This is a genomic window from Lysinibacillus sp. FSL K6-0057 (assembly GCF_038630885.1).
Taxonomy (GTDB): Bacteria; Bacillota; Bacilli; order Bacillales_A; family Planococcaceae; genus Lysinibacillus; species Lysinibacillus fusiformis_F.
The window spans coordinates 4,072,272-4,084,720 of record NZ_CP152047.1 but is presented as its reverse complement, the minus strand read 5'-3'; the positions used below and the strand labels follow the sequence as shown (position 1 = coordinate 4,084,720).

The window sequence follows — 12,449 nt, the reverse complement described above, 5'->3', positions numbered from 1 at the left end:
TTGGGCGAGATTTTGAGGATATTGCCTTTGCGTATTTACGGAGCTAGGTTATCAAATCATCAAGGATGTCGGCTTGCCGATGGGGCTTGCACGCAAGAAAAATCATCGCTTTGATTTAGGTACGCCATCGTATGCAGAGGAGAAAATCATAACTGAATGTAAATCGCATCGCTGGACTTCTGGAGATAATGTGCCGAATGCGAAGCTAACCGTTTGGAATGAGGCAATGTATTATTTTCATTTAGCATCAACAGGATATCGCAAAATCTTTTTCATTTTACGTGATTACAGCAATAAGCGTCATGAAACATTAGGTGAATATTATTTCCTTACATACGGGCATCTCATTCCAAACGATGTAGAAATTATGGAGTACGATGAGGCCGATAAATCGGTTCGTATGTTGTAGGGTGTAGGATAGCAGGTGAATGTAGATGAGTGGATTAGAATATATCGAGGTAGAGCTGCCGTTTATTGAGCAGCTAAAAGGCTATGGCTATATTCATATGCAAGGGCCAGAGCTTGAGGCAGAGCGTTCATCAAAGGCAGCAATTGTACTTGAGCGGCGCTTTGCGAAGGCAATTCAAGCTTTAAACCCTTGGATAAATGATGCCAATGTTGAAAAGGTTGTGAAGCAATTTGTTTCGCTTCAAGCAGAGGATACGTGGCATGCTAATAAAACGATTTTTGAATGGTTATTTGGGCAAGGGATTTCAGTATTACAAGATGTCGGTGGTGGTAAGAAAAATCAGACCGTCGCTTTGTTCGATTTCGAAAGTCCAAATAATAATGAATTTCTTGCAGTCAATCAGTTAAGCATTGAAAGTGCGAACGGTACAATACGTCCAGATATTGTGCTGTACATAAATGGTTTGCCGCTTGTGTTAGTGGAATGTAAAAGTCCAAAAGTACAGGTAGACAAGCAGTTGCCAGAAGGTGTGCGTCAATTTGAGCGTTATATGCAAACGAATGACAAGCTGTTTTGGTACAACCAAATTTTAATTGTCACAAGTCGTGACCGTGCAAGAGCAGGAACGGTATTTGCTAAGGCGCAGCACTACGGCTTATGGAAGGACCCGTATCCTTTAACTATAGAGGAAGTAGGTTCTACACGAGCACAGGAAGTATTAGTTGCAGGAATGCTCCGTAAAGAGGCGTTACTCGATTTAATGCGTAATTTCATCGTCTTTGATGGCAAGGTGAAAAAGCTGGCACGTTATCAGCAATACCGTGCTGTAAACAAGGCGATTGACCGTATTTTAACAGAAGATAAGCCAGCCCTTCGCGGTGGGGTTGTATGGCATACACAAGGCTCTGGTAAATCATTAACGATGGTCTACTTAGCTATGAAGCTGCGTCGTCAAACGAAGCTCCAAAACCCGATGCTCGTTATTGTCACAGACCGTCAAGATTTAGACGAGCAAATTACAGCGACCTTTACACAATCGGGCTTCCCAAACCCAACACAGGCAACGTCGGTAGCAGATTTAAAGCAGCAGCTAGCTAAAGGTGCAGGTAGTACAATTATGACACTTATTCAGAAATTCCAAGGAGACGATGAGAAGCAGTTCCCGGTCATTTCTGAATCAGAAAATATTATTGTCATGACCGATGAATCTCACCGTTCACAGTATAAAGGTTTAGCAATGAATATGCGTAAAGCGTTACCGAATGCAACATTCATTGGCTTTACAGGTACACCAATCGAGAAGGAAAAGCGTTCAACAACGGGTAAGTTTGGTGCTTATATTGATAAGTACACTATCGAACAAGCTGTTGAAGACGGAGCCACTGTTGCAATTTTCTATGAATCCCGTTTACCAAACCTACATGTAAAAGGAGATTCATTAGATGAACTTTTCTCCCGTTCCTTCCATGAATACGATGAGGATACACGCGAAAAGATTAAACAAAAATACGTAAATGATGAATTATTACTAACATCACCAGACCGTATGCGTGAAATTGCATTAGATATTGTACGTCATTATGAAAGCAAAATCTTAATGAACGGCTATAAAGCACAGGTTGTAGCAATTTCTCGTCATGCAGCGGTTGAATATAAAAAGCTGGTTGATGAGTTTGCAGCTGGTCAATTTGAAACAGCTGTTATTTTCTCTGCCGGTCAAAATGATTCGGAGGAAATGCGTAAATATCATATTTCCAAAGAGGAAGAGAAAAATCTCATTGCTCGCTTCAAAAAGCCAATGGACGAGGACAAGCTAGCTATGCTCATCGTATGCGATAAGCTGCTGACAGGTTTTGACGCGCCAATTGAGCAAGTAATGTACTTAGATAAGCCAATAAAGGAGCACAATCTATTACAAGCGATTGCGCGAACAAACCGTAAATACGATGACAATAAATCGTATGGTTTAATTGTCGATTACTTTGGGGTTTCTCGCTTCTTAGACCAAGCACTAGAGATTTTCAGTGCGAATGATGTGAAAGGGGCATTAAAGTCAATTGATGATGAAATGCCTCGTTTAGAGCAACGGCATCGTGCAGCACTGCGTTATTTCGATGGATTAGCCCCTTCAAATTTAGAGGATGCCATTTTACGCTTAACAGATGAAGATGTACGTGCAGATTTCGATATCTCATATAAACGCTTTGCGCAAAGTATGGATAAGGTGTTACCAAGTCCGAAGGCAGAACGATTTGTAGGGGATTTAAAACGTCTTGGAGCAATTCGCCAGCTAGCGAAATCACGTTTTGCGATTGATGATGGGATGGATATTTCAGAGTGCGGCGAAAAGGTGCGCCGCCTTGTGCAGAACTATCTATTTACAGAAGGTATTGATGCACGTGACCCAGTTTCAATTTTAGATGTTTCTTTCAAGGAAGAAGTGGAGAAGAATAGGAAACCTGAAACAAAAGCAGCTCAAATGGAGCATGCCATTAAGAAGGAAATCTCTGTACGCCTTGATGAAGATAAAGTGTTTTACACATCTCTAAAGGAAAAGGTAGAGCAGCTAATCGAAAAGTACAAAGAGCGTCAATTAACGATTTTTGAACTGTTAGAGAAGCTAGAAGAGGCGCGAGAAGCTATTGTTACCAAAGTTAGCGGAAAGACAGAAAGCGGCTTAACAAGCTTGCAGGAGCCTTATTATAATAAACTCTTTGAAGTTCATGAAGAAAGTGCAACGTACAATTTAAAAGAAATTGCTGTAGACGTTCATAAGTTTATAGAAGATACCGTTACGCCAATTAGCGATTGGTCATCCAAAACTGATTTTAAGCGTAAATTAACGGCTGATTTAAAAATCAAACTGCTTAAAGAGAAAATGTCGATGAGTGATGCATCGATGCTGACGGGGTATTTTATTGCGTTAGCAGAGAACCAGTATGGTAAGAAATAAGAATTACTTCCATTAACCTATTTTAGGAGTGAATAGTTCATGCAAACATTGGAGTCATTAAAAAGCATTTTTAAAGATAGAATCTTTAAAATTCCGGATTATCAACGTGGGTACTCTTGGCAAAAAAGACAGCTAAAAGATTTTTGGGAAGATGTCATAAATTTACCGAATGATAGATTTCATTACACTGGCTTATTGTCATTAAAACAAGTTTCAAAAGAGGATTATAACAGTGACAAATGGATTGCGGAAAGGTGGTTGATTAATGACCGTGGTTTTAAACCTTTTCACATAGTGGATGGCCAACAACGTTTAACTACTTTAGTTATTTTTGTTAGTGAAATAATAAATTTAGTTAAATCACTCCCAGAGAATATTGGAAAAAAGGACTCTGAAATCTATTTAGGAACATTTAGTCTTCAACAGATTAAAGAAGAATACCTTGTAGTTCAAATGCCCCCACAATTCATTGTGAATACGTATAAGTTTAGTTATGAAACAGATAATCCAAGCTTTGAGTATCTAAGACATAAAATTTTAGGTGAGCCGGATGCAGGCACAATTACTGAAACATTTTATACATTGAATTTGGAAAATGCTAAACAGTTTTTTGAATCTAACTTAAAGAATTTTTATGAAACTTATGGGTTGAGTGAGATTGAAGGATTATTTAAAAAGCTTACGCAAAACTTGATGTTCAATTTGCATGAAATCCAAGACGATTTTGATGTATTTGTCGCTTTTGAAACGATGAATAATCGAGGGAAAAAACTGTCGAATCTAGAGCTATTAAAAAATCGTCTAATTTATTTAACAACATTGTACGAATCATATGAGTTATCTAATGATGAGCGGGACATACTTCGTTCAGATATTAATAACGCTTGGAAAGAAGTATATTATCAACTAGGGCGTAATAAAAAAAATCCTTTGTCAGATGATGACTTCTTAACGGCTCATTGGATAATATATTTTCAATATTCGAGACAAAAGGGTGACGACTACATAAAGTTTTTACTTGATGAAAAATTCAATCCTCAAAATGTCTTTAACAAAATTGAAGTGAAATTAGATTCGATTACAGAAGTCTCCGAATTAAAAGATGGAGTGGAACCAGAAGAACTAGAAGAAGTTACTGTTGAAGAAAAATCTAAAACAATTGCTAAGCTTTCACCAAAAGAAATTTCAGATTACGTTAAAAGTTTGCAATCAACTGCCGTACATTGGTACAACTCGTTTAACCCCTTAAATAACAATGATTTAACTTCTGAAGAACAACTCTGGCTAGATAGGTTAAATCGAGTAGGAATTGCCTACTTTAGACCGTTAATTTCAGTGTCTTTTCTGCGTTCAGATATAACTATAGCTGATAGAATAAAACTATTTAAAGCTGTTGAAAGGTTTATATTTATTGCGTTTAGACTTGGGAGAGCATTATCAACATATCGTAACAGTGAGTTTTATAGATTAACAAAAAGATTAAACAACGACGATATTACGATTGATGAAATCTGTCAGATACTAAATGATAGAATTGAAAATTGGTTAAGTCCAACATCTGCATTTGATTATCAACCATTTAAAGCGTATATTACAAGACATTATACTAATGGTGGAGGATTTTATTGGTGGAACGGATTGCAATACTTTTTATATGAATATGAGCATGAAAAAGTATTGCAAAATGGAAATCAGAAAATAGATTGGAACTTATTTGTTAAAAGTGAGAAAGACAAAGTATCTATAGAGCATATCTATCCTCAAACACCTACAAATGATTACTGGACAAAAGGTTTTCAACAATATTCTGATGAGCAAAAAGGAATATTAACGGGCACTTTAGGTAACTTATTACCATTATCGAGTAGTAAAAATTCAAGCATGCAAAATGATAGTTTTCCTGATAAAGTTTCCCCATTAAACAGGTCTCATAAAGGTTATAGGGACGGTTCTCACAGTGAAATAGAAGTTGCAGCATACCCTGACTGGAATGCGGAAGCAATTTTAAAACGAGGATTAGTTCTTTTGGAATTTATGGAAAAAAGATGGGGCATCAAGTTTGAAAATGATGAAGCAAAGAATGATTTTTTATTCTTGAATTTTATGTAATAGAATCAAAGCCATGTATCTGCTATTTAAGCAATACATGGCTTGTTTTTTTATATATACAACGTCTTCCCATTCATTCGAAGCCATTCTTTCTTCTCTTCATAATTCGACATAAGCATTCCTAATGTATCCCAAAATTCCTTTGAATGGTTCATATGTTTTAAATGAACTAATTCATGAGCTAATACGTAATCCACTACAGATACAGGTGCTAAAAGGATGCGCCAATTAAGTAACAATTGTCTATTAGGTGTACAGCTCCCCCAGCGTTGTTGCTGTTCCTTAATTTTTACAGCAACCGGTTCCTCCTGCAATTTCACTGTAAAACGTTGCATACGTAATTTGATAAATACTTCACCTGTAGTTTTTATCCATTGCTCATATAACGGTAGCAATATATCACGGTGATTTTCCATTGCAATATCAGCTGGTAACTGACCAATAAAAGTACCTTGCTGAAATTTAAACGATGGAGATAAGATAGACTCTCCTTTTTCTATTTTTAAACGATACTGCCGACCTAAATAGGGTAGTTTCTCACCAGCTAAAAATGAACGATGGTGCATACTGTCATTCAATTCGTTAAAATGCGCTAACTGTGCGCGAATCCATTTCGCCTTTTGGTACACAACCGAAACTATTTTTTCTTGAGGTGTATTTGTCGGCGCGGTCACATAGACACCGTTACTATCTACTGCGATTGAGATGGTCTTTCTGCGATTGCTCCACTTTACTTCATATGGGATTATAGCGTTTCCGAATTGAATGGTATGCAATACAATCCCTCCAACCAAATTATTATTACATTATTTTATCATGAAGACATTTATTTATAAGATTAATTTGGCTTAATATTTTTAAAAAGCTGTTTAACAAGTATGAGTGATAATTATCATGCAGCAAAGTTAAGTTGAGTCTAAAATATTTTAGAATCTTATTAAAGCCTTTGAGAATGGTTGGTGTAGTTTTTCTTAGAAATTACATATTAAAAACTAGAAGTACTTATTTAGGTATTTTATTAAATCTTAAAAATTCATAAGGTATGAACAAGCTTCAAGCCTTGAGAACACTAGTTTTTTAATTTTTAAATCGGAAAATTTCATAATAATAATAAAACAGAGAGGAGAGCGGAGGGAAGGAGGGGCTAATGTAATATATAAATAAACTTAAAGATGATAAGAAATATTGTTAAACCGAATTTTTGTGATGTACGACCGCTTTTTGTCCGCAAATGTAGTGTTTTTTTATATTATGCCTTTAACAGTACAGTTGAATGAATTGAGGTATATAAAGTGAAAACAACTACACCTATGACACTTTCTACTTTTAATGAAAAACAAATTGACAATCAGCTCAATAAAATTGTTACATTTTTACAGACTATTTATCCGTTTTTAAAAGAGGACACTTGGAATAAGTGTGCCATAGAATTACGACCTCTTAAGAGAGATGAAAATGCTAAATATATAAGAAGTTATAATACCTGGAGATTACAGCAGAAAGATAAAGACGAATTACGCAAGTTTTTAAAGCTTATCAATGGTGAAGGATATTGTATTTACTACAGTACATTTGCTTTTAACTATCAAAAAGAGGTAAAAACTAAAGACGGTAAATCAATGCAAAAAGGAAAAGTGAACAATCAAAATGCTGTATTTACATGTATTTTACCGATGGATTTTGATGATATAACCGCTGACGAATTTCTGAAAGAAAAGGAAAAATTACAACGGTTAGGTATTGAAACAATGGACATTTTTACAGGGCATGGTTTTCAATCAATTATTCTCTTGAAAAAAAGCGTGTACGATACAGAAATTCTAAAGAAATTTACTACATTGCTTATGCAAAAAGGTTTTAAAGTGGATAGTAATATTAGTGATGCTGCGCGTGTAATGAGATTACCATTTACTTTCAACTCGAAATCCCTTGATAAAAAAAATAAATATTATCAAGAAGGTAGTCGAGAAGTTATACCAGTTTGTATGAGTAATGAGACTGAAAACCGATATGATGTTGTGGAAGTATTTGAAAAGCTACAAACTATGCCAGATATATTAGAAAATCAAATAGATATATCAGAATTACAAACCCTGGGAAATATTGAACAGAAACCGCATTTGAATGCTGAAAAAAAAGCAAAAAAAATAGAGAAAAAAGAATTAACATATTATCGAGAACAAGTAGAAATAAAAAATCTTGCTGAAAAAGGCACATCTTTATATCCTACAGTGCCTTTTGAAAGATTACCTTTAGCAATACAAAAAATGCTTATGGGGACAAAAGAAGGGATACGTAACGATACTATGTTGTTCCTAATTCCGTTTTTAAAAAATACTTTAGGGCTTAGTCTAGAACAAATCATAAATGTATTAACAGTTTGGGGAGAGGTATGCAATCCAATAATTGATGAAGCAACAATTAATTCAGAAGTGAAGAGATTATATCGTTATGATATTGAGGCTAGATATGGGAAATATACACCAGAAATGGCTAAATTATATGGGTATTTAGAATTTGAAAAGTTTTCCAAAAAGGACAAGGTTATTTTACCGAATATGCTATTTGATAACTATGCAGATTTACCAGATAACTCGATTCGCATCTATTTAGCAATGCATATTGTAAAAAAGAAACAGGATATATCAAATTTCACTTTAACACATGCATTTGGCAATCAAAAAATGTAATAAATGGTCATTAATTTTGCGACCACTTGCCAACACTATTTTTACTTATTTTCGAATACTAGAATTACGGTATCGATAGCTTTCTCCAGTAAAGATGATTAAATGTGAATGATGGATTAAGCGATCGATTACCGCCTCTGTTAAAATTTGATTCCCAAATACATGATTCCATTGTCCAAATTGAAGGTTCGTCGTAATAATGATGCTACGCTTTTCATAACACATCGAAATCACTTGAAAGAGAAGCTCTGCCCCTTCTTTTCCTAACGGAATATAGCCTAGCTCATCAAGAATAAGGAGGTCTAATTTATCAATTTGGTTCATTAATTTATTCAGCTGCCCTTTTTGATTCGCATCAATCAGTTGATTAACGAGTCCTGCAATTGTGTAAAAGCGTACTTTATGACCAAACTTAGTAATGGCATTTAATGCAATGCAACGACTTAAGTAAGTTTTTCCAGTGCCTACACCACCGTAAAGAATAAGATTCTCCTTTTCAGAGATAAACTGTCCATCCCATAAATCCTCTTTCGATAATGTTTTGGCTAGTTGCACATGCTGCCAATTAAACGGCTCATGACCACTTTGAGGCAACTGCGCCTGCTTTAATAATAAATTCAGTTTTGTTGCTTCACGATGCTCAATTTCTCGTGTAAAGAGCTGCTCTAGAAACTGAATTTGATCAGCGGTTAATTCCGCAATATGTGAACGTAACTGACTTAATTTCAAACGTTTTGCACAATCCTCTAGTAGCTGCGTCATGATTTCTCCTCCATTTTAAAAAGATCATCATAGTGACTTGAACCTCTAGTCACTTCTGGCAGTTTAGGGATTTCCTCAGAGGTTTGAATGTCCTGATAGAGCTGCTGATTGAATTTTTGTGCATTAAAAGCCTGCCTAATTTGTTCAGCCGAAGGATGCCCATTACTAGATGCGGTCATCAACGCTTCGTTTAGTTGACCAAATGTAGCTACGGTCATTAATTCTGCTAAAAGTGATAGTGCTGCCTTTTGCTCATCTTCCGTAGAGGCTTTTAAATAGGCTTGCCATTCTGATGGTAAATGATCATATACACCCGAATATTTAATCGCTTTTGGCCGTTGTGCCAATAATTTTAAATAAGGTTGCCAAACCATAGATTTGGCCTGATTGCCATACAATCTCGGATGCTTTACAATGCATTCATAGTTTTCGTTTAAAATCCGAATTTCATCATACAGAACTTCTACGAACACTTTCTTTTGCGCAAAACGCGGGGAAGTAGAATAAAGTTTTGAATCGATGTGCACAAATCCAGATTTGTCTGCTTTCGCAGTCATGATACGAGCGCAATTAAACTCCTTTTCTGGTAAAACTAAATGTTTTGCGACGGACTCTAAATGAAGTTCAGACTGCTTTCGCTTCTTTTCATAGTGAATCCGTTCCCAGTCTTTCTCAGCCTTTTCCCATAATTGCTCATTCAATTCATTTAAATCTGTAAGCGATAGCGCAGGTAATAAATAGTTGTTTCGTGAATACTTCACCATGTTTTCAACGTGTCCTTTTTCATTTCCCTTGCCAGGATTACAGAATTCATATTCGAATCCATAATGTAAAACAAAACGTTCGAACATGTCCGTTAACTCACGCTCTCCCTTTGCGTGAATCTTTTTAACCGCAGGTGAAAGATTGTCAAAACGAATTGTTTTAGGTACGCTACCTAACCGTTTAAATATACGTTGCAGACCTTCTAATAGACATTCTGTATTTTCGGATGGAAATACCTGAAAGTAGAATGTATTTGAATAAGGAAAAGACATTACTAAAAATGGTAAATCTATTATTTCCCCTGCATATTTAAAAGGGGCTTTCCCAAAATCAACTTGTGCAGTACCTTTATGCGCCTCTAATGGAAGTACAGCACTTTCTGCTTCTTTCTTTAACTCTTCTTTTCGCGAGCTAACATAACGTCTTACAGTTCTTGCTGAACCTTTAAATCCATGTTCCTCAACTAACTGCGTATACATGCGTTTTGCAGTACGCTGGAACTTCTTTTTCATTTTTAAATCTTCTTCAAGCCAACTATTTAAGATCGGTTTTACGGCATCTAATACGGGCGATTTGCGTTTTTGCTTTAACTTTTGTGGAAACTCTTCTAAATCAGCGTACTTTTTAACTGTACGTTGATCATGATTTACGCTTTCTGCAACTTCCTTGTAGGAACGCCCTTTATGATTAACTTCATGTCTGATATAATTAATTTCTACCACTTGCAACATCTCCTATATTACCTCCTGTTAAACGTTGTTGGTCCAACGAGGAGTGTAACTTTATTGGATAATGTTGACAAGTGGTTTTTTCATGCATAAATTAATGTCCGAAAGGTACATTTTTAGTTTGCCATAACCAACACAATTGTTAGAGATAGTAGGAGTATCAATTTCAACTTTACAAAAGAATATAAAGCCGTTACTACAGAATCAATTAATTATAAAGAAACGGATGAATCGGAGAGAGGGAGAAGGCTACGAATACTATGTAAATCCATACTTTAATACAGCGGATGGGTTTACCATGATTCCAATGGATGTTGCTGACTGGTTATTAAAGACTCTTACTGGAAGCGAATTAAAGTTGTATATCTATTTTGTTAGAGCAACAGGTAATTTAGGTGGGAACTGTTGGGAGAGTCAAAAAGAATTGGCTAAGCATTTGGGGAAGAAGAGTCAAACGTCGTTGTCGAAGCTTACTCAAAGGCTGCATGATAAAGGCGTTATTTTTAAGGAAACGAAATGTATTCGCAATGTGCCTCATACGGTTTATCACTTGATTGATTTAAAAATGGAAGCAAGATAAAAAGATTAAATATGAATAATTCATAGGGTATGATTTATTCATACTTAATCATTTATTATCTCATTTGATTTAGATAATAGCTTCCTTTATTGTGCCAATCGACAATTTTCAATGGATGAAGGTGTTCAATGACATCATCTTTAGAAATAGGAGAGGTAGATTTAAAACCACCGCTAGTGTCTTTGTTTTTTATGTTATCTTTCAAACATTTTAGGTACTCAGTAGGAATAGTTTCAATAATTCTTGCTTTGAAACAGTGAACCAGATACTTTTTCTTTCAATAGCTTCCGACTGCCAATGTTTTTCAAATACCTCTATAATGCTTTTTTTATCAAGGAAGATATCATTTAAACGATATAATGTTTCATGCAGTAGTTGTTCCTTATCAAGCATTTGAATGCCTTTGGAGTAGTAAGTATGTATGTCTAAAGGACGACAACCATGAAAACCGCGGATATGTGTAAATTTATTTTCTAAAGTAAAAGATTTAGGTATCTCACTTTTTATTAATTCGTCGATTATTGCTACTTTTTTCAATTAAATTTCTCCTTTGAAAACAAGACTTTATTGGTTGTATCGTGAGGTTTAAAGGTTCGAATACTTTTCTTCCACAAGCTAAAAAATAATTAGTGTAATGTGAATATCATTAGGAAGAGGTTATCTTTAGTTAGATAATCTCTTTAATGCTTCCCCATTTTTCTTTACAGCTTTATCGAAACTTGCTTTAATTTTAGTGGATTTATCAGTGCTCGTTTTTGGCTGAAGACCTTGATTTACTTTTTTGTCCTTGGTCATGATAATATCACCTCACACTTTTAATGTTGTATTTAATGTAATAAAATAACAAACCAAAAAGCAAGCAGAATCATCTACTTGCTATTGGTGAATTATTCATCTGTTAAACTATTAATTATAGCAGCAAGCATTAATTCTTTTTGTTCAGAAGTAAGTGGCGAACCATTATAATGCAGTTCTTGCATTAAGAAAAAATCGTGTAAATCCATAGGATGCATAAGCTTTGATTGTAAGTCCTCGTCTAAAAAAATTTTAGGATTTGCATTGAGTGCTCTACACAACATTGAAAATACAGCTAAACTAATATTTGTGTTGATGTCATTTTCTAATTTTGATAAATATGAGGCGGTAATACCTGCTTCATTTGCTAATTCGCGAAGAGAGTAGCCACGGTCCTTTCGTAAAATCTTAATAATTGCTCCAGGGTTTAATTTTGTTGTTACATCTACTGTCAACTTCATTTCCTCCTTATATTTCTCAAATCGAGAATCCTCTGTTATTAAAAACAAGCTATTATAGTTGAGTTATTGATGAATTATTCATTTGCTATAAAAGATTTATTAAAGTATTTAATATGTTGTATAAATCAGATAACTATTGATGACATTAATAGCTAATGACCATCTATTGTAAAGTTATAAAAGATTCATATAAATGA

At 35.0% G+C, this 12,449-nt stretch carries 11 protein-coding genes; 5 read left to right on the top strand and 6 right to left on the bottom strand.

Annotation, left to right across the window (positions count from 1 at the left end; all coding sequences use genetic code 11):
• Nucleotides 1–79: 79 nt before the first annotated feature.
• Genes MHB40_RS20335 through MHB40_RS20325 form a run of 3 tightly spaced genes read left to right on the top strand, consistent with a single transcriptional unit; the run spans nt 80 to nt 5,471 of the window.
• Nucleotides 80–409 (top strand): hypothetical protein, encoded by a 330-nt coding sequence (locus MHB40_RS20335; RefSeq protein WP_342533318.1) that lies wholly within the window; start codon nt 80–82, stop codon nt 407–409.
• 25 nt (nt 410–434) lie between these two features.
• Complete coding sequence (locus MHB40_RS20330) at nt 435–3,362, top strand: type I restriction endonuclease subunit R (RefSeq protein ID WP_342533317.1); 2,928 nt, start codon at nt 435–437, stop codon at nt 3,360–3,362.
• Between the two features lie 39 nt (nt 3,363–3,401).
• On the top strand, nt 3,402–5,471 hold the full coding sequence (locus MHB40_RS20325; RefSeq protein WP_342533316.1) for a DUF262 domain-containing HNH endonuclease family protein: 2,070 nt from the start codon (nt 3,402–3,404) through the stop codon (nt 5,469–5,471).
• Between the two features lie 50 nt (nt 5,472–5,521).
• On the opposite strand, the gene MHB40_RS20320 is transcribed toward MHB40_RS20325, so the two are convergent.
• Nucleotides 5,522–6,247, bottom strand: a complete 726-nt coding sequence (locus tag MHB40_RS20320; protein WP_342533315.1) for a SprT family zinc-dependent metalloprotease — start codon at nt 6,245–6,247, stop codon at nt 5,522–5,524.
• Nucleotides 6,248–6,763: 516 nt separating this feature from the next.
• On the opposite strand from MHB40_RS20320, the gene MHB40_RS20315 reads away from it, so the two are divergent.
• Nucleotides 6,764–8,161: a hypothetical protein gene (locus tag MHB40_RS20315; protein WP_342533314.1), complete on the top strand. Its 1,398-nt coding sequence runs from the start codon at nt 6,764–6,766 to the stop codon at nt 8,159–8,161.
• 45 nt (nt 8,162–8,206) lie between these two features.
• Here the strand turns inward: MHB40_RS20315 and istB are convergent, their stop codons facing one another.
• Together istB and istA are read right to left on the bottom strand one after the other, a co-directional pair.
• Nucleotides 8,207–8,923 carry an IS21-like element helper ATPase IstB gene (gene istB, locus MHB40_RS20310; RefSeq protein WP_342533313.1) on the bottom strand — a complete coding sequence of 239 codons (717 nt, stop codon included), beginning with the start codon at nt 8,921–8,923 and terminating at the stop codon, nt 8,207–8,209.
• On the bottom strand, nt 8,920–10,419 hold the full coding sequence (gene istA / locus MHB40_RS20305; protein ID WP_097075058.1) for an IS21 family transposase: 1,500 nt from the start codon (nt 10,417–10,419) through the stop codon (nt 8,920–8,922). The genes istB and istA overlap by 4 nt, the downstream gene beginning before the upstream one ends.
• 223 nt (nt 10,420–10,642) lie before the next feature.
• On the opposite strand from istA, the gene MHB40_RS20300 reads away from it, so the two are divergent.
• A complete protein-coding gene (locus tag MHB40_RS20300; protein WP_342533312.1) occupies nt 10,643–10,996 on the top strand; it encodes a helix-turn-helix domain-containing protein in 354 nt (117 codons plus the stop codon).
• A 210-nt stretch (nt 10,997–11,206) separates the two neighbouring features.
• On the opposite strand, the gene MHB40_RS20295 is transcribed toward MHB40_RS20300, so the two are convergent.
• The 3 genes from MHB40_RS20295 to MHB40_RS20285 all read right to left on the bottom strand — a co-directional run bounded on the left by MHB40_RS20295 (nt 11,207) and on the right by MHB40_RS20285 (nt 12,246).
• Nucleotides 11,207–11,533 carry a hypothetical protein gene (locus MHB40_RS20295; RefSeq protein ID WP_342533311.1) on the bottom strand — a complete coding sequence of 109 codons (327 nt, stop codon included), beginning with the start codon at nt 11,531–11,533 and terminating at the stop codon, nt 11,207–11,209.
• Between the two features lie 126 nt (nt 11,534–11,659).
• On the bottom strand, nt 11,660–11,791 hold the full coding sequence (locus tag MHB40_RS20290) for a hypothetical protein (protein ID WP_342533310.1): 132 nt from the start codon (nt 11,789–11,791) through the stop codon (nt 11,660–11,662).
• Nucleotides 11,792–11,883: 92 nt separating this feature from the next.
• Nucleotides 11,884–12,246 carry a helix-turn-helix transcriptional regulator gene (locus MHB40_RS20285; protein ID WP_342533309.1) on the bottom strand — a complete coding sequence of 121 codons (363 nt, stop codon included), beginning with the start codon at nt 12,244–12,246 and terminating at the stop codon, nt 11,884–11,886.
• Nucleotides 12,247–12,449: the final 203 nt, after the last annotated feature.